22 protein-coding genes are annotated in these 24,883 nt (G+C 68.2%); 7 read left to right on the top strand and 15 right to left on the bottom strand.

The features are described from left to right. Positions 1-43 precede the first annotated feature (43 nt). Together AC2CHE_RS10895 and AC2CHE_RS10890 are read left to right on the top strand one after the other, a co-directional pair. Positions 44-331, top strand: a complete 288-nt coding sequence (locus tag AC2CHE_RS10895) for a hypothetical protein (RefSeq protein ID WP_484504783.1) — start codon at positions 44-46, stop codon at positions 329-331. Beyond that, a complete protein-coding gene (locus tag AC2CHE_RS10890; RefSeq protein WP_484504782.1) occupies positions 328-927 on the top strand; it encodes a hypothetical protein in 600 nt (199 codons plus the stop codon). The genes AC2CHE_RS10895 and AC2CHE_RS10890 overlap by 4 nt, the downstream gene beginning before the upstream one ends. 62 nt (positions 928-989) lie before the next feature. On the opposite strand, the gene AC2CHE_RS10885 is transcribed toward AC2CHE_RS10890, so the two are convergent. The 12 genes from AC2CHE_RS10885 to AC2CHE_RS10830 all read right to left on the bottom strand — a co-directional run bounded on the left by AC2CHE_RS10885 (position 990) and on the right by AC2CHE_RS10830 (position 17,175). After that, on the bottom strand, positions 990-5,342 hold the full coding sequence (locus AC2CHE_RS10885) for an FtsK/SpoIIIE domain-containing protein (RefSeq protein ID WP_484504781.1): 4,353 nt from the start codon (positions 5,340-5,342) through the stop codon (positions 990-992). An 82-nt stretch (positions 5,343-5,424) separates the two neighbouring features. Continuing rightward, complete coding sequence (locus AC2CHE_RS10880) at positions 5,425-5,718, bottom strand: WXG100 family type VII secretion target (RefSeq protein WP_093402533.1); 294 nt, start codon at positions 5,716-5,718, stop codon at positions 5,425-5,427. A gap of 52 nt (positions 5,719-5,770) precedes the next feature. After that, a complete protein-coding gene (locus AC2CHE_RS10875; RefSeq protein WP_484504780.1) occupies positions 5,771-7,801 on the bottom strand; it encodes a hypothetical protein in 2,031 nt (676 codons plus the stop codon). Further along, positions 7,798-8,286, bottom strand: a complete 489-nt coding sequence (locus tag AC2CHE_RS10870) for a sigma-70 family RNA polymerase sigma factor (RefSeq protein WP_484504779.1) — start codon at positions 8,284-8,286, stop codon at positions 7,798-7,800. The genes AC2CHE_RS10875 and AC2CHE_RS10870 overlap by 4 nt, the downstream gene beginning before the upstream one ends. Before the next feature lie 558 nt (positions 8,287-8,844). Then, positions 8,845-9,249 (bottom strand): toxin-antitoxin system YwqK family antitoxin, encoded by a 405-nt coding sequence (locus tag AC2CHE_RS10865; protein ID WP_484504778.1) that lies wholly within the window; start codon positions 9,247-9,249, stop codon positions 8,845-8,847. Between the two features lie 18 nt (positions 9,250-9,267). Then, entirely contained in the window at positions 9,268-9,552 is a 285-nt protein-coding gene (locus tag AC2CHE_RS10860; RefSeq protein WP_484504777.1) for an ArsR/SmtB family transcription factor, read from the bottom strand. Between the two features lie 208 nt (positions 9,553-9,760). Further along, positions 9,761-10,594 (bottom strand): SAM-dependent methyltransferase, encoded by an 834-nt coding sequence (locus AC2CHE_RS10855; protein ID WP_484504819.1) that lies wholly within the window; start codon positions 10,592-10,594, stop codon positions 9,761-9,763. 260 nt (positions 10,595-10,854) lie between these two features. After that, positions 10,855-11,367 (bottom strand): NUDIX hydrolase, encoded by a 513-nt coding sequence (locus AC2CHE_RS10850; protein ID WP_484504776.1) that lies wholly within the window; start codon positions 11,365-11,367, stop codon positions 10,855-10,857. Further along, positions 11,352-13,160, bottom strand: coding sequence for an ABC transporter ATP-binding protein (locus tag AC2CHE_RS10845; RefSeq protein ID WP_484504775.1), 1,809 nt, complete (start codon positions 13,158-13,160; stop codon positions 11,352-11,354). The genes AC2CHE_RS10850 and AC2CHE_RS10845 overlap by 16 nt, the downstream gene beginning before the upstream one ends. Beyond that, entirely contained in the window at positions 13,157-14,878 is a 1,722-nt protein-coding gene (locus AC2CHE_RS10840; RefSeq protein WP_484504774.1) for an ABC transporter ATP-binding protein, read from the bottom strand. The genes AC2CHE_RS10845 and AC2CHE_RS10840 overlap by 4 nt, the downstream gene beginning before the upstream one ends. A 1-nt stretch (position 14,879) precedes the next feature. Continuing rightward, complete coding sequence (locus AC2CHE_RS10835; protein ID WP_484504773.1) at positions 14,880-15,929, bottom strand: Gfo/Idh/MocA family protein; 1,050 nt, start codon at positions 15,927-15,929, stop codon at positions 14,880-14,882. Beyond that, positions 15,922-17,175, bottom strand: coding sequence for an aminotransferase class III-fold pyridoxal phosphate-dependent enzyme (locus AC2CHE_RS10830; RefSeq protein WP_484504772.1), 1,254 nt, complete (start codon positions 17,173-17,175; stop codon positions 15,922-15,924). The genes AC2CHE_RS10835 and AC2CHE_RS10830 overlap by 8 nt, the downstream gene beginning before the upstream one ends. A 428-nt stretch (positions 17,176-17,603) precedes the next feature. Between AC2CHE_RS10830 and AC2CHE_RS10825 the strand changes: the two genes are divergently transcribed. From AC2CHE_RS10825 to AC2CHE_RS10810, 4 genes are all read left to right on the top strand, one after another. Then, entirely contained in the window at positions 17,604-18,437 is an 834-nt protein-coding gene (locus tag AC2CHE_RS10825) for a sugar phosphate isomerase family (protein ID WP_484504771.1), read from the top strand. Positions 18,438-18,450: 13 nt separating this feature from the next. Next, positions 18,451-19,398, top strand: a complete 948-nt coding sequence (locus tag AC2CHE_RS10820) for a PfkB family carbohydrate kinase (protein WP_484504770.1) — start codon at positions 18,451-18,453, stop codon at positions 19,396-19,398. Between the two features lie 61 nt (positions 19,399-19,459). Beyond that, the gene (locus AC2CHE_RS10815) at positions 19,460-20,404 is read left to right on the top strand and encodes a nucleoside hydrolase (protein WP_484504769.1); all 945 of its coding nucleotides are present in this window, start codon (positions 19,460-19,462) and stop codon (positions 20,402-20,404) included. Positions 20,405-20,573: 169 nt separating this feature from the next. Next, positions 20,574-21,404 carry a TrmH family RNA methyltransferase gene (locus AC2CHE_RS10810; RefSeq protein WP_484504768.1) on the top strand — a complete coding sequence of 277 codons (831 nt, stop codon included), beginning with the start codon at positions 20,574-20,576 and terminating at the stop codon, positions 21,402-21,404. Positions 21,405-21,702: 298 nt separating this feature from the next. Here the strand turns inward: AC2CHE_RS10810 and AC2CHE_RS10805 are convergent, their stop codons facing one another. Then, on the bottom strand, positions 21,703-22,149 hold the full coding sequence (locus AC2CHE_RS10805; protein ID WP_484504767.1) for an NUDIX domain-containing protein: 447 nt from the start codon (positions 22,147-22,149) through the stop codon (positions 21,703-21,705). Positions 22,150-22,792: 643 nt separating this feature from the next. On the opposite strand from AC2CHE_RS10805, the gene AC2CHE_RS10800 reads away from it, so the two are divergent. Next, entirely contained in the window at positions 22,793-22,975 is a 183-nt protein-coding gene (locus AC2CHE_RS10800) for an antitoxin (protein WP_484504766.1), read from the top strand. 425 nt (positions 22,976-23,400) lie between these two features. Here the strand turns inward: AC2CHE_RS10800 and AC2CHE_RS10795 are convergent, their stop codons facing one another. Next, entirely contained in the window at positions 23,401-24,144 is a 744-nt protein-coding gene (locus AC2CHE_RS10795; RefSeq protein WP_484504818.1) for an alpha/beta fold hydrolase, read from the bottom strand. A gap of 97 nt (positions 24,145-24,241) precedes the next feature. Then, positions 24,242-24,811: a DJ-1/PfpI family protein gene (locus tag AC2CHE_RS10790; RefSeq protein WP_484504765.1), complete on the bottom strand. Its 570-nt coding sequence runs from the start codon at positions 24,809-24,811 to the stop codon at positions 24,242-24,244. Positions 24,812-24,883: the final 72 nt, after the last annotated feature.

The following is a 24,883-nucleotide window of genomic DNA, read 5'->3' as shown; positions in this document are numbered from 1 at the left end:
CACATTCGCCGAACCGTTGCGGGATGTCCGACGTAACGGGCTCATGGCCAGATCAGACATCGTCATCCCGGGTGAAGATCTTCAACAGGCAGCGGACGCGATGCGCCAGGTGCTGCGGACCATCAGCGTCAAGCGCAGCTCGGCGGACTTCAACCGGACCGTCGGACCTCCGGTCCGCGACGCGGCGGAGAACTTCGAGGACCGCTGGGACGCCGGCCGCAAGCAGCTGCGCAACGAGTGCGACGACATCATCGAGGCGATCGACGTGATTCTCAACGCCTTCACCGCAGTCGATGACCAGAGTGGCGACAGCCTCGGCGGTGGCCGGTGACCGCCCCCGTACCCACTGGATCATTTACCTTCGAGGTGCCGGAGGGTTGGCTCGACTACGACCTGGCGGGGCAGGACTTCAGCCGGCAACAACGCGAGCTACGGGCTGCCTTGTCCACCACCGAACAGCGCAGCGCGGTCGACGACGCGCTGCGCCAGGCACGCCGCCTGCTGCGGGCGGCTCGTCAGCAGGGCGCCGCGGCCGCGGCCGGCATGATCGCCCGCGACGACGACGGCGGGCTGCTGATGGCGTTCGTGGCGGCCTTCGGGATCACCGTCCCGGACGGTACGCAACCATCGGTGGCCGACATCGCCCAGCAACTGACTCGCCCCGCCGGGATCAACGGCCATGGGGATCGCACCGTCGCCTCGGCCACCCTGCCCACGATCGGCACCGTCGCCCGGATCACCGGAACCGAGGTCGTCGAGCTGACCGAGAGCACGTCCGCGGTGATGGTCGCCATGCACACGATCATTCCCGTGCCGGGACAGCTCGGATCGTACCTCGTGGTCACCGGAATGAGTCCGAACCTGCCGCTCGCCGACGCTCTGTACGACGTCTTCGACGCAATCACCGGAACGCTGCGCTTCACCTGACCGGCCGCCCGAACACCACGGGATCCGGCGACGCCGAGCCGGCGCCACCGGATCCCGTACTGTCAGTCCGCCTTCGGCACCTGCACAGCCGTCAGCACCCCGTCGCCCAGATGCAGGTAGGCACGCCCTGGCCGGGTGGCCTGCCCGACGATCCCCCGGGGGATCCGCATCCCGATCAGCTCCCCGTCGGTGATGCTCTGCGGTGCGACCAACATGCCAGCCCGGTTGCGTTTGAGCTGAGTCAGCCAACCGGCCAGGCCGAGACTGAGCGCCTCGGCGTTGCCCGCGACCACCAGACCCCACCCATTGCCTGCCGCACCCCGGGCCAGGGTGTTGAGGTCTCCGTCGATGTCCGACTGGGCGAGCAGTTCGGCGTCGTCGATGACCACCGTCCCGGTGTCCTCCGGAATGCTCTTCAGTAGATCCCGGAAGTCCATCGCGGCGATGCCCGCGTCGGTCACCACCGCGGCCACCCCGGGCTGCCCGGCCAGGTCACGCAGTGGCGAGCGCCGCGGCGCCACCACGAGCAGCCCGGTGCCGTTGGCCAGCAGCGTCCGTGCCACCGACAGCAGCGCGGTGCTCCGGCCGGAACGCAGTGGCCCGCCGATCGCAAAGGTCGGAATGTCGGCGAGGTCCGGGCCGAGGGGGACGACCTCGTCGCCGCCGACCCCGACGATCGCGGTCAGGGCACGGCCCGGCTCCGGCAGCATCCGGCGCACCTCGGCGTACCCGATCAGGTCGGGCAACGCCGCGAACCGGCGCGGCCGGGCGGTCCCCGGCACCGTGGCGTCCCGCACGGTGATCTGCCTGGCGATGTCGGTCAATGCCGCCGCCTGTCCCTGCCCGCTGAGGTCCGGACCGAGGACCGCGATCTGCGCCTCCGCGTGGTCGGCCAGCTGGATCGCCCGGCCCGGTGCCTGCTCCGGGGGTACGTCGCGCAGGTTGAGACCCAGCAGGGAGTAGTCGCTGCGGTCGTTGAGGCGCAACACCAGCTTCTCCTCGGTGGCACCGGCGAACCGGCCCGAGCCGAGCACCTTGTCACCGGCCAGCACGACGTGGACACCGACGCCGGCACCGTCACGCAGCAGGCGGGTCAGCCGTTCCAGATAGCTGGCGTTGTCGTACGTCGCGAAGTCTCGCTCGAACACCTCGAAACGATCGACCAGCAGCACCACGTGTGGCAGTCGCCGATCGGCGGCGGCGTTGCGCCGCTGTTCCGCCAGGTCCGCGACGCCCTGTTCACCGAACCAGGCCTGCCGTCTGGTCAACTCACTGTTCAACCAGGTCAGCAGGCGATCGAGGCGCTCGGTCTGTAGCCGGTCCACCACCGCGCCGCAGTGCGGCAACCCGACCAGCGGCAGCAGCGCACCGTTGCCGCAGTCGACGGCGTACAGGTGCAGGTCGGCACTGGAGTGCCGGGCGGTCAGCGCGACCGCCAGGGTGCGCAGCGCCTGCGAACGGCCGCTGCGGCCGGATCCGATGAAGAACACGTGCCCGGTGCGGTCGGTGTCGAACAGCAGCGGCTCGCGGCTCTGCGAAGCGGGCAGATCGACGATGCCGTAGGCGACCGCGCCCAGGTCGCCCGGGATCGTGGCCGGGGGCGGCTGAGGGAGATCCGCCCACTGTGCCACCTCGGTGAGCGCCGGCAGCCACGGGCTCGGCTGCCGCGGCGCCCCGAGCCTGTCGGTCGCCGCGACGACGGCCGCGACGAGTTCCCGCAGGTCGGTGTCGGCCGGTCCACCGGAGGTGGCAGTCGACGAGCGGCGGGCCGGAACCGGGTCACCCAACCGTGACCAGTTCACGTGGCTGACCTCGACGCGCACCTCGTCGGCCCGGTCCCCCAGCACCGGCCGTCGGCCGCCGATGCGGCCGGCCTGGAACGGCAGCAGCGCGGCGTACCCCAACCGGGCGAACGCCCGACCCGGCGTGCGCGGCGACAGTTCACCCGCGTCGGGTGCGTCGATGATGTCCCGGCTCTCGCCCTGGTCGGTGGTGCGCAGGGCGATCCGCAGGTTCGTGTTCGCCCGGATGTCCGGGGTCACCGCTCCGGACGGCCGCTGCGTGGCCAGGACCAGGTGAATCCCCAAAGATCTGCCGCGCTGCGCGATGTTGACCAGCCCGGTGACGAAGTCCGGCAGCTCGCGCACCATCGACGCGAACTCGTCGATCACCAGCACCAGCCGCGGCATCGCGGGCATGCTCGCGTCCCGGGCTCGGCGTTCCTGGTAGCGGATGATGTCGGAGGCGCCGGCCGCGGCCAGCACGTGCTCGCGACGGCGCAACTCCGCGCCGAGCGAGGTGAGCGCCCGCTCGACCAGGTGGGTGTCCAGGTCGGTCACCATGCCGACGGTGTGCGGCAGCTGTTCACACTCGGCGAAGGCACTACCGCCCTTGTAGTCGACCAGCACGAAGGTCATCTCGTCCGGCCGGTTCGCCACCGCCAGCGTGGCCACCAGGGTCTGCAACAACTCCGACTTGCCGGCGCCGGTGGTTCCCGCGATCAGGGCGTGCGGGCCGTCGCGTACCAGGTCGATCGCGAACCGTCCGTCCAACCCGACGCCGAGCACCGCCTCGGTGCTGGCCGGCCGGACCGCCCAACCCGCCGCGATCCTGTCCGGCGTCGGCGGCTCCAGGTCGAGGACGTCGAGCAGCCGTGCCGACGGCGGCAGCACCGCCTCGTCGCCGTCGCCGGACACCCCCAACGGCGCCATCCGCCGGGCCGCCCGCTCGTACCATCCGGCGTCCGGTTCGTCGGCGCGAATGCCGGCGACCAGCGCCATCTTTGCGGTCCGCAGCGACGCGCCGTCCGCGCCGGACACCACCACCGCCCGGCACTCCTCGGGCAGCAGCCGTTCCTCCGGCTCCAGGCACATCACGTAGACGCCGACGGCGGGACCGTCCCGCAGCAGCGGGACCGCGCCGGGCATCGACCGCATCCGCCGCGCACCGTCGAACACCACCAGGATGTCCGGATCGCCGGCTGCACCGCCCCGTTCCGGCCCGCTCGCCTGGTCACCGGCCGACCGCGCCGCGATCACCCGGTTGAGCTCGGCGATGCGCCGCGACACCGACTCGGCGCTGGTGCCGATCCGGACGTACGCCTCCTCGCCGTCGGCCCGGGTATGCGGCAGCCAGCGCAGCCACGACCAGCGCTTTTCACCCGCGGCATCGGTGAGCACACAGATACGCAGATCGTCGGGGCTGTGCAGCACGGCCGCCTGCGCCACCAGCCAGGGAGCCAGCCGGGCCAGGCGGTCCCCGGCCACCCCGACCACACCGCTGTCGCGAACGTCCACGGCCACCGGCACCTGGCCCAGCTCGGGCACGGTGATTCGGCGGTGCTCGTCCAGCGCCGGATCCTCCACCCGCACCCCCGAAGGCATCGAACAGGAACCGACCCGCAGGGCGAGGAAATCGTCGTCACGCCAGCGCCGCTCCCACAGTCGTTCACCCGGAAGGGTCGCGATCCGGCCGGTCAACGCCGGATCCGGGTAGGCGTACCGGCGGGCCCGCTGCTCCTCCAACACCGCCTCGTCGATGTCGGCACAGACCCGGAGAAGCTTCTCCTCGTACTCCTGCATCCGCTCGGCCAGGCTCTGCCGGCCGCGTCGCTTGGCACCGAACTGGGTCAGCAACGCACCGAGCGGAGAGACAAGCGCGAGGAAGATGAATCGCCAGTTGCCCGTCGCGAGAATGCCCACCAGCGCGCCGATCGCCGGGGCCAGCAGCAACGTCACCAGCCCGATCGGGTTTCGGTCGGGTTCGGTCGGCGCGGCAGGGAGCCGGAACTGTCCGCCCGGGACGTTCGGGAAGAACCGCGGCGGACGGTTGAACTCCCAGGTGAAGCCATCCGCCGCACGGGTCACCGGGGCGCGTACCGGCACGCCGGTAGCCAGTTCGAGCAGGATGCCCCCGACCGCCAGTTGCCGGCCGGCCAGCCATTCAGCGCTGCCGTCCAGCGCAACGCCATCCAGCTCGGCAGCGGTCACCGCGGTCACCGTGACCGTACGATCCACGGTGACCAGCAGTCGGGCTGCGACCGGCGGCACAGCACCGGCAAGGCGCACCCGGCACGTGGACGCGCTGCCCACCTCGTACTCCCCAGGTGGGAGGAGCACGATCCCGCCGGCTCCCGGGCCGCCCACCAGGCGCACCTCCACCGCACCCGCCCTGCCGGCCATTGGCCGGGCCGGACGATTCAGGCCCAACTCGGCGCCGGCACCCAGCCGCGCTGCGGCCAGCGAGAGTCCCGGGTCCAGGGGTTGGGCACCGTGGAACAGCGTCCCGGGACGACCGCCGACGGCGTCGGCCAGCTCCGTGGCGAACGTCCCCACCGAGGTCCCCGGTTCCGCCTCCACGACCAGCGGCTCCGCCGCAGGTGAGGCGTCGGAGACCAGACTGACGTTGAGCCGCATCTCGACCCTCCTCCTTTCTTCTCAAGCGGACACGCCCAGCGCTTGCGCACGCCGGGCGTGTCCGTTCCGTTTGAAACGGCGATCAGCCGAGACGCGAACCGAGATCCTGGTCGGTGGAGGCGAATGCCTCGCCGACCGAACGGACGTAGTTGCCGATGCCCTGCAGGCCCTGGTTCACCTGGTCGAATCCCTTGGCGAACTCGTCGAAGAACGGCTGGAACTTCTGCTGGGCGGCCGGGGTGCGATAGCCCTGCGCGAGCAGGTTCTGCACCTTGCCACGTACCTCGACCAACTTGTCCTGAAGCTGCGAGAAGTCGTTCAGCAGCGCCGCCGAGGTCTGGGCGGTCTCTTCACTGTTGACCGCGAAATCCGGCATGGTGACACTCCTTGATCTCTTGAACAGCCACCGGCGGGCAGCCGGTGGGCCCTTACCTGCGGAACTTCCTGGTGATGCCGGTGTCGTGGTCGGACGTTGACGCCCCCGTGGCGGCATCAGCTGCGCCCAACACGAATCCCGCCTTCACTGCCGCCTCGACCAGCGCGTCGGTCGGCGGATCCTCGGCTTCCTCGTTCTCGATGGCGGCCGATGCCGCGTCGCTCGCACCGCTGGAGACGATCCCCGTCACCGCCTCGCCCGCGCGCTCCTCGATGGACTTCTCACCGGCCGGCTCCTCGTCGACCTTGCGGGCGTCCAGTGCGTCCTCGCCGTTCGGGGGCGCGTCCGGCTGTACCGGGCCGGCGCCTACCGGTTTGACCACCGGTTCGGTGACCGCCTCGGGCTGGTCCGATCCCGGTAGCGCATCCGCCGTGCCGCCATCCGCCACCGGTCCCTGCGGCGTTGCTCCCCCGGTGGTCGGTCCGCCGGCGGCCGCCCCCGGCGGTGAAGATCCTCTGGTGCCGGAGAGCGTCCCCTTCGGGGAGCCAGCCTCGGGCACGGAACCCGACGTGCCGGGACCCTGTCCTGCCGGAGCGCCCGTTCCTTGCGGTCGCGTCGGCGCAGGAGCAGAGGTGGCCGGATCGGCAACGCCGGCCCCACCGCCGGCAGCGGGTGCGCCGCTGATCACCGGTGCTGGAGCCGGCTGCGGTGGAGCAGCAGGCGGTGCCGGGACGTCGCCGGCAGAGCCGTCGCCGCCGGAAGCAGACGACGGTGCCGGGCTACTGGTCGGTGTGTCGATGACGGTGGACGCACCCGGCGGCCCGCTACCCGCGGCGACAGGTTCGGTGGCCGATGCGCGATCCCCGCTGGGACCGTCACCGGCGGGCACACCGTCACCACCACGTGCGGTGTTCACCCCCGACAAGCCCTCGGTGCCTCCACCGGGAGAGTGATCGAAATCCGGGTCACCGGTGAAGCCCTTCCGGAAGCCGTCGGCGAGCCCTCCGGCGGCGGCACCCGCCGCCGCACCGCCGAAAATCGAGGCGGCGTTGAAGTCTGCGTCGTTGGCCTTTCCGAGCTTGTTGAGGCCGACGGTTGCGACCTCCTCCACCACGCCCTTACCGAAATCGGTCACCACCTGGTTGCCGAAGCCACCACCGCGGCCACCCAACCGGAGCAGGCCGCTGATGACGGTGTTGCTCCGGCCGATCTGGCCGAATGCCGCGGCTCCGCTGCCGGCCGTCTTCACCAGGCCGGGCGCTACCGCTTTCCCACCTCGCACGAACGGACCGAACAGCTTCGCTCCGGGGACGAGAGCCACCAGGCCCACCACGAGCGTGCCCAACTCGAAGTTTCCGTTCGCGGCCTGGACCGCCACCGTCACCACGAGGGCTACTGCGGCGAGCACGATGCCGACCACCGGCAGCAGCACCCCGACGACGGCGATCGCGATATCGATGATTAAGCGGAGGACTGGATTGTTCCGGAAGAAGTCGCCGATGCGCTGGAAGAAGTTGCGCCGCGGCGGTGGCTTGATTGCCTTCGATGCGGCGTCGTCGAGCGCCCGATTGCATCGCGCTGACGCGGTCTCCCGCAGTCGGCGGGCGTCGGCGGCTAGCCGTTGCGCGGCCGAGAGCTGGTCCCGTGCGCCGGCGATGTCGTCGGCCGACGCCCGCGCCGCCGCAGCCTGCTCCGATGTGGCATCGACGGCCACTCGCGGCACGGCAAGCCGTACCACCTGCACGGCCTCGGTCGCCTGATCCATCGCGGTGTCGATGCGGGTCTGCTGCTCGCGCAGCGCCCGGCTGTAGATGCGGTACGCCTGGGCCGCCGTGTCGAAGGAGTCGACTGCCTGCTGCAGCTTGCGTGGCAGGCTGTCGAGCATGTCCCGCAGCTTCTCCATCGATTCGCCGCGCGCTCTCGACAATGATCCGCCCCGCCCGAGGACCCGCACACCGGTCTGGGCGTCGTCCCGGATCTCCTCGTAGAAGCGGGCCAGCTGATCGATCTGATCCGGGTCTCCGGGGGTCGGATCCCGGTCCATGCCGAGAATGCTGAATCCGGAGGTGTGCCGCCGGCTCATGAAGGGCTTCCCGAACCGGACGAAGCGGCCGACACCAGCTCGGCCCGCAATGCCCGGACGGCATAGTGAGCACGGGATTTGACGGTTCCCGGCGGAATGCCGATGGATCTCGCGGCCTCGGTCACCGTACTGCGACGGTAGTAGAGCTCGAAGATCACGTCACGGTGCTCCGAGGTCAGCCGGCGTAGGGCCGGCATGAGGCAGGCACTGGCCACGACCGCATCGGCATGGTCCGGAACGGGCTGCTGGATACTGTCCCAGACATCACCGCCCACCGGCTGCGACCGTCGTCCACGCAGCTGGTCCACGGCGGCGTTGTGCGCGACCGTGTACAGCCAGCTCCTGATCGAGCCCTCCCGGCCGACCAACCTCTGCCGGTGACGCCACGCCCGTAGCAGGGTCTCCTGATAGACGTCCTCGGCGATGCTCTGGTTGCGGGTCAGACGGAGCAGGTACGCACGAACGGACGGGCCATTCTGTGCCACCAGGTCGGTATAGACCTGCTCGGCGGTCGCTGACTGAGCCGGGGCACGCACGACATCCGGTGACCGCCGCCCGCCCCGGCCCGCCGTGTCACAGCTGTTCCGGATGATCTCTTCGGATCTCTTTCTCCAGCCCCGTCGGCTCTGTTCCTGCGGACCGCCCTGACCCATGCCAACGACATCGGCGGTGCTATGACCCGTGGTCACTGCGGCAGCTCTCCCTCTGCTCCGGGGCCGCCGGTGCGGACCCGGTTCAGAGCCTGCGGGAACAGCCGGGCCGAACCTTTTCGAATGTCTGAGGACTTATTGAGGACACCGGAAGGATCCCCCGGGCGGGTCCGCGAGGTCGCCCCGGCGCCGCAGCGGGAGACACCACACAACCCCTGGCGGGTTGTTCACTGGTGTCGCTCGACCTGCGGGGCGGCGAAACGCGCAGAGGCATGGTCAACGGAGCCGCCGATCGCGCGGGAGCTCTTCGCCGACGTGGTCACCGCGGCCGGTGCCGCCGTGGTGCCGTACAAGTCCGAGTTCGACACGTTCCACGTACCCGACGCCCGGCCGTCAGCGGCGGGCGCCGTGGGTCACCGTACGCTTCACCGTGCCGTCAGGGTTGAAGGTCGTCCACTCACCGACCTTCTTGTTGCTGGCGTAGTCACCCCGGTCGATCAGCTCACCGGCGGCGTTCCACCTCGTCCACGTGCCGTGCTTGCGTCCGTGGTCGAATCCACCTCGCTGCATGATCCCACCGGACGAGCGATACCACACCCACTCGCCATGCACGGTCCCGTTGTCGAAGCCGCCCTCCGCACGCAACCTGCCGTCGGCGAAGAAGTGCCGCCAGTTGCCCTGCCGCTCGCCCTCGACATATTCGCCGACCATCACACCGCCGTGCGGATCCGGGTCGGTCCAGAGGCCCGTCTTGCGGCCCTGCGCGTCCTTCTCGTCCGGAGTCGATGGGGTACTCACGTGCGTTCTCCTATTCGCTCAGTGGCCACCGCTCGATGATCGAGCGCAGTGGTGTGGTGTGGTGTGGTGTGGTGTGGTGTCGAGATGATGGACCTTGGTGCGGCCGACCCGTTCGGACCAGACCAGGCCAGACTCTTCCAGTACGGCCAGATGCTGGGAGATCGCCTGTCGGGTCGAGGTGGTGCCATGCTCCGCGAACAGGCGGCTATGGATCTCGAACAGGCTCAGACCGTCGGCGAGGGCGAGCTCGTCCATGATCCGCCGCCGCGTCAGGTCGGCCAGCGCTCGGTAGAGCACCTGCACCCATCACCATAGGCAATCCGGCGCTTACCTAACAAGGTTTCGTCTTCTCGCATCATGCGCCATCGCAGGCGTGTTCTGTCGAGTGCCCATCAGCCCAGCGCCGTACCGGATCGAGGTCGCAGCTGCTGCCGCCGGCCGGTGGACAGGCGCGGAACCACCGACCATCCGCCGTCGCGGGCGGCGATGTCGTCGGCTCCGTCGCCACGGCCTACGGCTTGCGGGTGAGTAGTCCAACGAAGGTGTGGTAGGTGTCGGTCTGTTTCGGCGCGGGCGTGCCCGGATCGGGACGCCACTCGGCCAGCGGCACCAGGCCCGGCTCCAGCAGCGTCAGCCCGTCGGCGAAGGAGAGGATCTCCTCATCGGTACGCCAGCGACCGGTGCCCAGCGACTCGTTGAAGACCCGTTCGACCTCACGGGCCTTACGGGAGCCCTCCGGATCCCGCTCGCCCGGATCACGGAAGTGTGAGATCGCCACGTAACTGCCCGATGGCAGCGCCTCGATCAACTCGGCCGACACGGCGCGCGGCTCTTCGTCGTCGCCGAGGTGGTGCAGGATCGCGAAGAGCAACAACCCGATCGGTCGGTCGAGATCGAGGATCTGGCGGACGTCCGGATGGTTGAGGATCTCCTGCGGTCGCCGGATGTCGGCCTGGATCACCGTTGCCGTGCCCTCGGCGGCGAGCAGGGCCCGCCCGTGCGTCAGGACGATCGGGTCGTTGTCCACGTACACCACCCGGGCGTTCGGGTTGCGCTCGGCGGCGACCTCGTGCACGTTGCCCTGGGTGGGTAGCCCCGAACCGATGTCGAGGAACTGATCGATGCCGGCCTCGGCGACGAGGAACCGGATCACCCGGCGCAGGAAGGCCCGGTTCGCCTGGCCGGCGGCCGGCCCGTCCGGAGTGATCCGCAGGGCGTGTTCGGCGACCTTCCGGTCGACCTCGAAGTTGTCCTTACCGCCCAGGAAGTAGTCGTAGACCCGCGCCACGCTGGGAACGGTAAGGTCGATTCCGGGGGGTGCGGCCTCGTCGCGGGTCAATGGCATCTCCATCCGATTCCGATCATTGCCGGGTTCTGTGCGCGGCCCCGGACCTCGTCCGGGAGTGTAGCGATCGGACGGTGCAGACCGCCGCCCCAATGATGTCGCTCCCAGCGAATCGGCCCCGCGAACGGGCGACCCGCCAAATGGCGATGGCCGACGTGTCCGACCGAGCGGAACGATCCGGGCGGCATCGACGCGCGGACGCCGCCAGCCCAGCGGTGCGCGGACCGGCTGGAATCGACAGGGCGTGTCTCATCGCGACGTCATGGGCAGGACGGTCCCCTCGGTCGGGCCTGCTGCGAAGTCAACGCGTGAAGAGCCAATTTGATCATGGCGGCGTCACCGCTGGCCTCCTCCATCGTCAGCAGTTCTTGCAGACCTTGCTCGTCGAACCAGCGTCCCTCGGTGAATTTGCGGGCTTCCAGGCGGGGCTGGCCGAGGTCGCCATCGGCGGTCGCCAGGACGTCGACCTCCCTGCGGCGTTGTCCGTCAGCACCGGTCCAATCGAACACGTGAACCACATCGGTGATCCGGCCGAGCCGCCAGCCAGTCTCCTCGGTGACCTCGCGAGCCAACGCAGCGGGTAACGTCTCCCCCGGTTCTACGTGGCCGCCGACGATGTCCCAGCAACCCGGAAAGAGACGGACGTGAGGCGCGCGGCGTTGCAGGTACACCCGCCCGTATGCATCGCCGATGACCGCGCCGACGACACAGGTCAGACCTTCTTGCGCAGCAGTTCTGCCCAGTTGGTCAAGGCTGGTCAGGATCGCGTCCATTGGCGTAGTCCCGCCTCTCGTCCGGTCTGCTGATGGGCGTAGTAGCTGGCGTACAAGTCGGTGAAGTGACCACCCGCGGCAAGAAGCGTGTCGAAGTCACCCTCCTCGACCACCCGCCCGTGGTCGAGCACCAGTAGCCGGTCCGCGTGACGGATGGTGGCGAGCCGGTGCGCGATCACCAGAACCGTCCGGTCGGCCATGAGCCGCGTCAGCGCCTGCTGGATTCCAGCCTCGGTCAGCGGATCGATGCTCGCGGTCGGCTCGTCGAGCAAGAGGATTGCCGGTTGTTTGAGGAAGATGCGGGCCAGCGCAATGAGCTGGCGCTGGCCGGTCGACAGCTCCCGTCCGAGACTGGCCATCTGATCGTCCAGAGCGAAGGGTATGCAGCGGGCCCAGACTTCACCGAGCTGGTCAACCGCCCGTTGCACGTCGGCCCGGTCGGCGCCGGGCCGGGCGTAGGCGATGTTCTCGGCGAGGGTGCCGGCGAAGATGAACGGGAGTTGCGGCACCACGCCAAGCCGGTGCCGATATTCGGCCAGGTCCAGTCGGCGGATGTCGCGGCCGTCGATGAGCAACGCGCCCTGCTGAAACTCGTACCCGCGAAGGATCAGTTTGGAGAGGGTTGATTTGCCCGCGCCGGTGCGTCCCACGACGGCCACCGTCTCACCTGCGGCTATATGCAGGTTGAGCCGTTCGAAAACGGGTGCCCCGACGCCGTACCCGAATCGCAGATCGCGGATCTCGATCTCGCCGCGCAGGTTGGCGGCTGGCTCGGCGGCGGTCTGCCGAACGCTGTCCTCGCTGTCGATGAGCGCGAACACCCGTTCGCTGGCGGCCAGCCCCTGCTGGAACAGGCTCCAGAACGAGGCGGCCTGGGTGAGTGGCAGCCACAACAGCCCGAGCGCGTGCAGCGCGAAGTACCAGTCCCCGGCGGAGAGGCTGCCATCGATGGCAAGGCTGCCGCCGCCGACGAGTAGCGCGGCGGTGCCCAACACCGAGATCATCGTTAGCACCGGCAGGATGACGGTGTAGATCAGGCCCTGCCGGACGTAGACCAGATACGACAGTCGGTTCACTTGCCGGAAGTCCTGGTAGAGGCTCTCCTCGCGGCCGAAGCTCTTGGCTATCAGGATGCCCACCATCGACTCGTGCACGGTCGAGTTGACCTGGGCCATCACCTGCCGGGTGCGCAGGGCGGCGACGCGGGCGATTCGGCGGAACAGCAACGCGACGCCTACCAGGAGGGGCGTCACGACCAGCAGGATCAGGCCGAGACGAAGGTCGACGGCGAACACCACCGACCCGAGTATCACTACCAGCACCAACTGGCTGAAGAAATTCAGCGTCAGCGTCATGACCGCGCTGAAGGACTCGGTGTCGCCGGTCACCCGGCTCAGCACCTTGCCCACTGAATGCCGGTCGTGGAAAGAGGCGTCCCGAGCCAGCGCCGCCTCTGCCACCTCCCGTTGCAATCGCAGCACGAGATCACCGACCAGCCAGGCGATGAGCCGCTGCCGGCCCCAGTTCATGGCCCACGCCGCCGCCGCGGCGACGATAACGAACGCGCCGATCGACCAAGTGAGACGGCTGCCATCACGGACCTGGTCGATCATCCGGGCGATGGCCACCGGAACCGCTGAGGTCAGTACCGAGGCACCCACTGTCAGGACGACGGCGAGCGCGATACGCCGTGAACCCGGGCGCAGCCGGCGGCCGATCCGGGCGATCAACTCGCGGTTACGGTAGACCCGGTCGTAGTCGTCAGGATGCAACCCGGCGAAGAGGTCGCTCATCGGTATATCTCCTGATACAACGCACAGTGATCGATCAGCTCGGCGTGGCTGCCGAGGCCGGCCACCTCTCCCCGGTCGAGCACCAGGATCAGGTCGGCCCGCCGAATCTGGTCAGGGCGGTGCGACACGAGGATGGTGGTCCGCCCGGTGGTCAGGGTGTCGATCGCGTCGGTGATCTCTTGAGCGGTGCGCGCGTCGATCGCGCTGGTCGCGTCGTCCAGCGTGAGGATGGGTGGGTCGGCGATCAATGCCCGGCTGATCACCAGACGTTGCCGCTGGCCACCGGAGAGGGTGTTACCGCCCTCGGTGAGTACGGTGTCGTAGCCCTGCGGCAGCTGGCGGATGAATCCGTCCGCGCGGGCAAGTTGGGCGACCTTGGACACCTCCTCGGAGCTGACTGGTCGGTGGACACCGAAGGCGACGTTGTCGAACACGCTCTTGGAGAACAGGAACGCGTCCTGGTGCACGTTTCCGATCTGCCGACGCAGCGCGCCCGGCTGCCAGTCCGAGATGTCTCGCCCGTCGACGAGAACCCGCCCGCCGGTGACGTCGTAGGTCCGATTGACGAGTTTCGTGAGCATGGTCTTTCCGCTGCCCGTCGGGCCGACCACGGCGAGTGTCCGGCCAGCTGGCAGATGGAAGGACACGTCCCGCAGGATCACCCGGCCCTGGTAGGTGAAGCTCACTCGGTCGAAGGTCACGCTGCCGGTCACCATCACGGTGGTGCCGCCGGTCGGTTCACGCTGGTCGGAGTCGGCATCAGTCAACTCGTGCATCCGGGCGCAGGCCACGTACCCCTCCTGGATCACCGGGACGGACTGCTCCGACATCGCGATAGGCACCGCGAACAGGCCCAGCCAACCGAGGTAGGTGATCACTTGGGCGAGGGCCAGCTCACCGGCGGAGTACAGCGCCAGCGAGTGCACCGATCCTGCCGCCATTCCCAGCCCGAAACCCAGGGCCGGCAGGTACACGGCCTGTGCGTGACCGCGCCGGACATAGGCGTCTCGGTACGCCGTGGCCGCGGTGTCGAACTTCGCGAGCTCGTTCCGCTCTTGCCCGGACGCCTGCACCGTGGCCATGCCGGTCAGGGTCTCGGAGAACTGTTCATTGATATCGGTGAACCTGCGTCGCAGCCTGCGGGTCAACGGATGCAACCGGCGCACGTGGCGCCACAGCGCGAAGGCGAACACGGCGACGAGCAGCGCTGGTGCCAGTAGCAGCTCAGCGCGCATCGTGGCGATGAAGATGATCGGTATAGCGAGCGCGACCACTCCGTTGAAGGCGGTCGCGATGCCGGGACTGATCAGGTAGTCGACAAGTCGGGCGTCGTTGATGGTGCGGGCCAGGATGTCCCCGATGCGCTGCCGGTCGTGGAATGCCTGGCCCTTGTCCAGCAGGCTGCGGAAGAGTTGATCGCGGGCGTCCCGCTTGACCCGCTGCGCGACGATCTCCATCGATCCAGCGGAGAGCAGGTCCGCCAGGAGCCGTCCGACGCCCAGCGCGGCGATCACCAACGCAGCGTTCACCACCACTGTGAGGGCCGGATCTCGACGAGTCAGCTCGTCGAAGGCACGGCCCACGTACAGCGGTATCAGCGTGGCAAGTAGGTGCGCGGCCACCGTGGCAACGGTGAAGAGCAGCAGCAACCAGCCCTGCGGCCGAAGATGGACCGACAGCCAGCCCAGAGTGTCAGCTCTGCCGGTCCGGTCGGCCATGCTAGCGCACCTCCACACGATCGGTTCGGCGGCTCTTTCCATTTCCGCCTGCCGGGGCAGTCAGGTGTGGTGCTGTACCGAGCTGAGCCAGCGCCTGGTCGATGAGAATCGAAGCACCGAGCGCGTCACCGATCATCGGCGCGGCCTTGTCCGTCGGCGCCTCGCCGCGGCAATTGCCGAGGAAGGCAGCGAGTTCCGGCCCGAAGCCGCTGCGCGCCCAGCCATCGTCGAGATTGCGTGTGCTGTGCAGCAACGTTCCGGAAGGACGTCCGGCATCGACGTCGAGCCTGATCTGCTCCAGCGATCCGGCAGTGAACCGGCTGCCGTCGACCGTGTGCACACTGAGCCCCATCAGGAAACTCCTGGTGTGATTGCCCATCCGCAAGGTGGTCAGCGAGCCGTCCTCGTGTCGCAGGGTGACGTTGATGAGGAAGCGATGCTCTCCGTTGCGGATCGCGTGCGCGTCCACCCGCCGTACCCGCGCGGGCGAGAACCAGCGAGCCAGATCGAAAGCATGCACCCCGTTCTGCCGGAGCCAGGATTCCAGGGTCGTGTCGCACCCCCATTGAGGCGCGGACGGATGCCGACTGTAGAAGTCGATGGTTGTCTCGACCGGCGCGCGCCGCGCCGTGGCGGTGAGCGCGTGCAGATGCTGCAGGGTTTCGGCATACCGGAAGTTGAAACCCACCTGGACGTGCAGACCGGAACCCCGGATCACCTCGTCGAGTTTCCTCAGGGTGGAGGTCGACGGAGCCGCCGGCTTCTCCACGAAGCAGTGGACGCCCCGCCGCACGAGGTAGTCGGTGATCTGGAAGGACGGTATCGGGGGGACCGCGATCAGGGCGGCGTCGATGGTGCTCAGATCGAGTTCCTCTACCGCACCGGCCAGGACGGTCGCCCGGGTGACGGCACCCATCGAGGCAGCCAGGTCAGGATCGGGGTCGACGCAGGCCACCGTCTGGTGGGCGGGCAGGCGATGAAGGAACGGTTGGAGATTCTGGCGCATCTGGCGGCCGCAGCCGACTAGCGCGAGACGCAGCGGGTCACTCATCAGCTGCCTCGCCATCAGTCGACCACTGGCGCAGCGCGCGCGTGGCTCGGTCCTCGAGGTCCGCCCAGTCGGTCTGGCCGTGGGCGAGGCAGACGAAGGACGGATGCCCCTCCAGCAGCAGGATTCCGTTGGCCGCGAATGCGGCGAGCAGGTTCTCCCGGCGGATCTTGTCCCCGAGAACGTCGTCGGCATAGACCAACTCGAACATGCCTCCACCGAGCACCGGCTGGGCCCACACCGAACCGGCCACGCCCGCCGACTTGGCCGCCTGGGAGAACGTCTCCGCAACTCTGGTGCCGATTCGCCCCAGTTCGGCCCAGCCGTCGGGAGAATCCCCGATCGGCTGTTCCAGGATGTCCCGGGTGGCCAGGGCGGCATAGGCTGCGAGCATCTCCTTGGAGAAGGTGCCACTGAGCCGGGCGCGTTCGGCGTGGATCAGTAGTTCGGGCCGTCCGAGCAGGACGCTGACCGGCGCTCCGTTCGCCAGCGCCTTGCCGATGACGATGAGGTCTGTCTCCAGCCCGAGATCGTGCGCATAGCCAAGAGGGGAGATCCGGCCACCGGTCTTGGTCTCGTCGAAGACAGTGAGAAGTCCCGCTTCGTGGCACATCGCGAGTGCCTGGGCGAGCACCGTCGGAGTCGTGAACGACGCCAGGTAGGCATCGAAGACGAAGCAGCCCAGCCGGTCCCGATGAGTGTCGATGATCTCGGCGAGGGATTCCAGTCGCAGATCGACCCAGTTGTGCACGGCCTCGTCACCACCGACTCCGCGCATCCCATCGACGTAGCGGAGCTTCTGGCGAAACGGTGAATGCAGCGGCTCATGCCACTTGAGCGAATTCGCGACCTGTGAGTCGTGCCAGCCTATGTACCCACTGCGGATGACACCGAGCCGACCGGTTTCCATCGCGGCGATGCGCAGTGCGCCCGTTATCGCCTCCGAAGCGGTCTTGAAGAAGGCCCCTCGCGCGCCCGGTCGTGGCGCGAGCAGTCGATCCAGATATTCTTCATGAAACCGCGAGTACCCGGGCATCATGACACCGTTGCTCAGGTAGCGACTGAACCGCTCCACAAATTCGGATGTCGCGTGGCCGAGAATGACTGGCCCGTAGCCCATGACGAAGTCAAGGTAGGTCGCTCCATTGACATCCTCGACCTCACCCCCCTTACCTTCGGAGAACAAGAGCTGCTTGTTGTTGGACCGAAATTTCTTGGTGATCTTCGAATGGGCAATTCGCTGGCTCACGATTATGCGACTCCTCCACAAGAGAAATGATCCACGGTTCAATCGAGGTATCGGTGGGCTCAAGATCGTTACGTGGCCACGACACCGAATCAGGTTAACGTACGGTTACTGGGGCGTGACGCTAGTAGAAACATCGGCTGATGTCAACGTTCAAGAATGTTTGTGCATCGACACCATAAGGGTGGTTTTATCGTATTTTGACTACGCATCAACGAAGCCGGCCGCCGCCTGAGCTGCGGCCGGGTTCGTTGATGCGCATAAGTGGCGCTTGGGCGAATCGACGTGATTCGCCTTGATTTTCCTTGTCTTATCGGAAACGTAGATGATCATTGATCTCGGAGCCGATCTCGGATATTTTATCTGACGAGGAGTGTGATATGTTTCGTTATCCCCGGTATGCGCACGAGCTGACCGATGACCATCTGACGATGGCAGCCGATGAGTTGGCAAAGGCTTCCCGCTACCCGCTGACAATCCGCCTAGACACGACCGACCTGTATGAGCGACTTGCCCGAGAAATGGCGGATGAGCTACGCACCAACAATGATCGGGGTGCACCCACCCGGTGGATACTTCCGGTCGGCCCCAAAGCGCAATACCCAATCCTGGCAAACATCTGCAATGCCGAGAAAATCAGCTGGGCCAACGTTTTCGCGTTCCACATGGACGAGTTCCTGGACTGGCAGGGCCGGCCACTGCCGTCCACCCATCCGTTCAGCTTCCGTGGCTTCTGCGACCGCAATCTGTACGACCTGCTCAGACCGGACCTGCGGCCGAGTCCTGACCAGATCATCTTCCCGGACGTGTTCGCCCCGGATCAATTTGCCGCCCGGCTGGCAGAGGTCGGCGGCGCTGACACGTGCTTCGCCGGCTTCGGATACCGGGGTCACCTGGCTTTCAACGAGCCGCCGTCGAGCCGCTGGCACCACTACAGCGTGGACGAGTTCGCCGAGTCCACCACCCGCGTGGTCACCTTGCTGGAGGACACGATCGTCGCGCACTCGCACCGCACCACCGGTGGTTACACCCAGGCCATCCCCCGGATGGCGGTGACTGTGGGGATGGCCGAGATCCTGTCCGCGCGACGGCTGCACCTGATTACCGATGGCGGCGCCTGGAAACGCTACATCGTACGCGTGCTGCTCCTGACCACTGAGCCGGACGTGTCGATGCCGGTCACGCTCGCCCACCGCCATCCCCGGGTCGAGGTCACGGTCGACGCGAGCAGCATCGCACCGTGTGCACTGGGAATCACTCCATGAGCGGGCCGCTGCCGTGACAGTCCTCGCGGTCGGCGGCTACACGGTCGACCTCTACATTTTCGGTGATCGACTGCCGTCGGTGGGCGAGACCGTGGCGGCGACCAGCACCGCGTCCGCGCACGGAGGCAAGGCTGCCAACGTCGCGGTGGCCGCGGCACGCCTCGGCGGACGAGCACGCTTCATCGGCGCGGTCGGCAGAGACCAGGAAGGCACCGAAGCGCTGGCCGCACTGGCCCACGACGGGGTGGACGTATCCGCGTGCGTGCGCACAGATTCACCCACCGCACGCAGCTTCATCTGCCTGGACTCCCGTGGACAGCAGTACATCATGACCTGGGCTGGTGCGGCGGACGGTCTCACAGCTGACGTGGCAGCCGCTGGAGCAGCGCTGTTGCGGCCGGGCGCGGTCCTGGTGCTACAGGGCGAGATCCCGGTGGCGGTGTCGGCAGCAGCAGCCGCAGCCGCGGTGCCCGGCGTCACCGTGGTGCTCAATCCGAGCCCGGTCGAGCCCTTCATCCAGCGAGGGTCCGATCCAGACGCCGCTCGTCTGCTGGCTCGGGCGGACCTGGTGGTACTCAACGCCACCGAGTGTCGACGGCTGGTCGGCAAGCGCGCCGGTAGCGCGCCCAGCTGCCCCTCCGCCGAGGCCGCGCAGTTGCGCCGACAGATCAGGACCCCGACCGCGGTGGTGACCGTGGGCGCTCAGGGAGCGCTGGTCATCCGCGAAGGCAGTGAGCTGCACGTGCCAGCGCCTGAGGTGCGGGTGGTCGATACGACCGGCGCTGGCGACGGCTTCGTCGGTGCGCTGGCCGCCGGCATTGCGGCGGGCATGCCGCTTCCGGAAGCGGTGACGCTGGCCTGCCGCGCCGCCGCGGTGTCGGTGACGCGGCAGTTCTGCATACCGAGCTATCCCCGTGCGAGCGAGTTGAGCCATGCCCCACTGAGTCCGCGACAGTGCTAGGCCCTGCGTCACCTGCGAACGGTATTCGGCATTGGCTTGCCATTTGAATCGGAGGACCCTTGTGACTGAGACCCGGACACCTGCCCGCACCGTGATCATGGATCACGACGGCTCCCTCGACGACTTGCTGTCGTTACTGCTGCTGACCCGCTACGACGTGGACCTGCACGGGGTCGCCGTCACGCCGGCCGACTGTCTGCTGGCGCCCGCGTTGTCAGTCACTCACCAAATTCTCGACTTGGCCGACCTCCCACACGTGCAGGTAGCGCCCGGTACCCTCGCCGGCCCCCACCCGTTTCCGATGGCATGGCGAACAGACGCGCTGCGGGTGGAGGCGCTGCCCGTGCTCAACCGGTTTCCGCCGCGAGAGCGTACGCCCGGACCGGATCTTCCGGCGCACGAACAGCTCGTGAAGTGGATCGAGCAGGCGGCCACCCCGTTGACCATTCTCGTCACCGGGCCGCTCACCAACCTCGCCTGGTGCTTGGACAAGCATCCATGGCTTGAACAGGCGATCAGCGAAATCGTCTTCATGGGAGGCGCGTTCGACGTGGAGGGCAACGTGGACGAACCGGGCCACGACGGTTCCGCAGAGTGGAACGTCTACTGCGACCCGAAGGCGGTCCAGCGAGTCTTCGCCACCCAGATACCTATCACCCTCTTTCCGCTCGACGTGACCAACCAGGTGCCGGTCACCGATGAGTTCGTCCGCGCGTTCGGGGCGCACTACGGCACCCCGGCTAGCGATCTAGCAGGTTCGCTGCTCGCCATGACCTTCGGCACCGTCGAGACCGTTGGCTCGCCGTACTGCTGTTGGGACAGCCTGGCCACGTCGTACCTCGCCGCACCTGAGCTGTTCACCTTCGACCAGATGCGGTGCGCTGTCGTGGTGGATGGCGCAAGCGAGGGGCGCACGGTACGTGCCGACGACGGACGCGTCGTACAGTGTGCGATCGCAGTGAAGCACGAGGACTTCTACCGGCATTGTCTCCAGATGCTGACCTGAAGAGGTCCCACGCGGCACCGGCGAGGTCGCCGTCGCCGGTGCGGCACCCCGGAAGAAGGCGTGCCCGGGGTCGGAAACCATGGCCGATCCGACCGGCGGTCCGACCCCGTGGCCCGTTAACGTGTGGCAGGGGCAAGGCGTGGGCGGGCAACGTCGACGGAGGCGGGGGTTGGCAGTGGTGCTGCGAGTGAGCGGCCGCAATGCTCGGTTCCAGCAGTGGGAAGCTCTCCTCGGCAATCGGACCAAGCGGCAACGACGCGGCGAGTTCCTCGTGCAGGGCGTACGCCCGATCACCATGGCCGTCGCACACGGCTGGCAGATCCGGGAGTTGCTCTACGACACCGGGGTCCACCTGTCCGGCTGGGCACGCGAGACCCTGGACACGGTCCGGGCCGAGACGTTCGCCGTCGCACCTGACCTGATGCACGAGCTCGGAGGTAAGGCGGACATGGTTCCAGAGCTGCTGGCCGTGGTCGCGCTGCCGGAGGACGACCTACGCCGGATCCCGGTCGGTCCGACCATGCTCACCGTCGTCTTCGATCGGCCCACCAGCCCCGGCAATATCGGAACCCTCGTTCGGTCGGCGGATGCCTTCGGCGCCGGCGGCGTCATCGTCACCGGCCACGCCGCCGACGTGTACGACCCGAAGACGGTCCGGGCGAGCACCGGTTCACTGTTCGCCTTGCCCGTGGTCCGGGCGCCCTCCCACCAGGCCGTTCTATCCTGGGTCGCGGACGTCCGCGCCGACGGCATCAGTATGAGCATCGTGGGAACCGATGAGCGAGGCATGCTGGACGCCGCCGAGTACGACTTCACCCAGCCCACCCTGGCGCTGATCGGCAACGAGACCACCGGTCTCAGCTCCGGCTGGCGCGAGGCATGCGACGAACTCGTCCGTATCCCCATGCTCGGGTCCGCCAGCTCGCTGAACGCGGCGACCGCCGCGACCGTCGTGCTGTACGAATCGGCACGCCAGCGGGCCGCTGCCGCCCGGCGATAGCGCACGGTCAGGAGGCTTCGGCCTCGGCCGCTCGCTCCGTGGTGAAGATCCTCTGACGGCACCGCTGAGGAAAGTCGTCGAGTGTCGATTCTTTGGGGTGATTCTGCAGCGCATAGAGTCGTCGGCCTCGGCGGCGTACCGGCGGCCTCCCGCCCGCCGGTGAAGAGTCACCCTGACGCGTGCCAGGCTGTGGTTAGCCGCGGCGAGCGCGATGTCGACGGGACAGCTGGCCGCCGCCGCAGCCGCGTCTCGGCGCCGCGCGGCCGCACAAGGCAGGTCGACATGACGGGCGTGGACGTCACCATCCCCTCAACAGCAGACTTTCGCCTCGGTTGATCGCCGCCAACGCCGCTGCGACATAGTCGGCGATGTCTGACGGCAGCGCCGATGCCGTCACCCAGAGCAGTTCGCTGCATTTGCCGGGCTCCGCGATGAACGGCTCGCCGGTCCAGCGATCCACCTCGAAGAACAGATGGAAGTATTCATTGTCGTCGGAGCGTTCCGGCGCGGAGTGCATGAGCAACGCAAGACGGCAGCCGTGCGGCTCGGCGTCGATCCCGAGTTCCTCCCGCAGCTCGCGTACGAGGCCCGTGACCGCATCCTCACCTCCGTCAAGATGTCCGGCCGGCAGACTGAGCTGACCGTCCCGGTAACCGGTCGCCGCACGGCGGGTCAGTAGCACCCGGCCCCGGTCACGGAGAATGCCGTACACGGCGGCGGCCACCCGGAAAGGTTCAGTAGGCACTCCCGGACCCTACTTTCATCCGGCTCAGGGCCCGCAGCGGACACCGACCAACGCGCCGACTCGTCTCCGGCTCCCACGAGTTTCGCCCCGGGCCGACGCCAGCCGACTTCCGGTCGATGCAGTCGGCCAGATCCGACCCCGGCGCTGTCGAACGCTCTTGCCTATCCGTCCACTTCCGTCGACCCTCTACCCATCGCCGGTTTCCGGAGAATGTCCGGAAGTCCACCGAGTTCGGCTTCCAGGGCGTCGGGACCGCCACCAGCCTGACCCCGGTGTGCACCGCCGCCTGAGCACCACCTGTCCTGGGCGGCCGACGCGCCGGCCGTCCAGGACAGGCAAGACGGTGATGACACTCCGACGCGCGCCGCGATGGCGTGCGGGAGCGCGACCCGGTCAAGCGCCGACGGGACGATCCGGGGCGGCGGGCGGCGGTTGGGCGCTGCCGGAGCCTCACGGCACTGTCGGCGAGCGCCGCCGCGATACGAGGATGGGCCGGGCGCAGCCGAGTTCGCCGGACGCGGTCGGGCCACCGCAGAGCCGAACGAACGATGGCGAGGCCGGGGCGTTGCCTCGGACCTGCCGGTGTTTGCGGCGCCGCGCCGAGGGAACCCGACAAAGGTAGCCCCGGAACAGGAGGATCGTCATGGGTGACTTTATGAAGAAGGCCAAAGACTTCGTGGACAAGCACGACAAGCAGGTCGACCAAGGGCTGGAGCGGGCTGGTGACATGGCCGACAAGCGCACCGGCGGCAAGTACGACCAGCACATCGACAAGGGCGTGGACCAGGCCCAGGCGCATACCGGCGAGGGTGACCAGGTGCGCTGACGGCAAGGCCGGTCCCGGGTCGCCCCCTGCGGGGTGACCCGGGACCGTGTTTCCGACGGTGATACCTGCTCGACTTCGAGTGTCGTACTGCGGGACCTGACGCGGTGCGGGCTCATGGCCGGCGAGCGGGCGGCGTGCGGCAGTGCCCAGGCGACAAGTGCCTGCCCACCCTCATGTGCCGAAGGAGAGCTCAGCGGAGGACGGGCCGACGTGCGCCGCGCTGCCGGACGTTCCGGCTCCGCCGCACTCACAAATTCGCGGCCGATCTGGGTGGGGTCGGCGCTGCGGAAGCCAGAGCGGTTTCGAGGCTGACCCGTTCCTGCTCGAACAGCACAGCCCATTGCGGGTCGTACGGGCTGAGGGTAACCGGTGCGCCCTCCACGAGAACTGCCTCCATCCCGTCTTCGACGTGTTGCCACAGCAGTTCAGAGCGGGCCGTCCCGACGCAGGAAGCACGACAGCAGTTGCCTGAACTCGTGCGGGTACTCGATCGCCGGCACGTGCCCGCACCGGCCGAACACGTGCAGACGGACATCGGCCAGGTGCTCCAGGAGAGGCCGGGCCGCCGTTTCGAGTGGGGTGATCCGGTCCTCGGCGCCGTGCACGAGCAGCACGGGCGCGCGGATCGCTGCCAGCGTTTGTGTTGAGAGGGTGAGGTCGTCGACCCAGCGTGCCCTGGGTGGATTGAACAACGAAGCGTACCCGGCTGCCCCCGATCGCATCGCAGCCGCACGAGCGTCGACGGCCGAATCGGTCACGAGCGCCTGGTCGTGGACGAGGCGACTCAGCATGTCGCGTGCGCCGTGGGGGCCGGCGGGGGCGGCCCAGAGCGCGTCGAGATCGGCGGACAGCGGCGCACCGGGGGCGCCCATGGTCGAGACCGCCACGACCCGGGTGACCTGCTGGGGGCGCGCGGCCGCCAGCGCCAGCGCCACGGCACCGCCCATCGAGTGACCCACCACGGAGTAGTGTTCGATACCGAGGGCGTCCATCAGGCCGGCGGCCTGATCCGTCCACAGCCGGAGCCCACCTGTGGAGCCCGCCGGGACGGGCGTACGGCCGAACCCCGCCTGGTCAGGAGCCACGAGATGCCAGGACGTGCCCAACGCCTGCGCCGTCGTTGCCCAGGCTCCGGTCCCGGTCGTGCCGGGACCGGAGCCGTGCAGCATCAGCACCGCGGGCCCGGTACCGCTTTCCATGACGTGGACGGGCGAGCCCTCCACTGTGACGGTGCGAGGCGTCGTCACTGGAGCGGGCCAGGTGTGCTCACGCCGACGCGGAGCTGACGGACTTCGAGAAGAGCTCCATCATCGCCCGGCCGAACTGCGGCATGTCCGGCCAGCCCCGGCAGGAGACCAGGTTGCCGTCCACCACGTCGGGGGCGTCGATGACCGTCGCTCCCGCGTTCTCCATGTCTCCGGTGATGGGTGGGAAGCACGCCGTCTTCCGGCCCTTCAGCAGCCCGTACACCGCTGGTACCTGCGCGCCGTGGCACACCAGTGCGATGGGGAGGTTGCGCGCGAAGAAGTGCTCGGTGATGCGCCGGACGTCGGCGTCGACCCGGATCCACTCGGGAGCGCGCCCGCCAGGGATGATGAGGGCGTCGTAGCGCTCCACGTCGACCTCGGCCCAGGGCACGTCGACCGGCAGTTTACGGCCGTTCTTCTCCACGTAGGCGTCGGAGTTCGGGTCGAACTCGTGGATGACCAGTTGCACGTCACGCCTCGTCCGTGACGAGACGTCGACGTCCCAGCCGCCCTCCTGCACGCGATAGTAGGGATACATGGTGTCGAGTTCCTCGGCGGCGTCGCCGGTCAGGAGCAGCGCTCTGGGCACCTGCTTCTCCTCGCATCCGGGGGCGGGGGTAGGTAGATCCAATCCGATCCGATCTAGTTAGCATTCCCCGGC

The organism is Micromonospora sp. ATLC16 (assembly GCF_057196645.1).
This window is presented reverse-complemented; position numbering and strand designations above follow the sequence as displayed.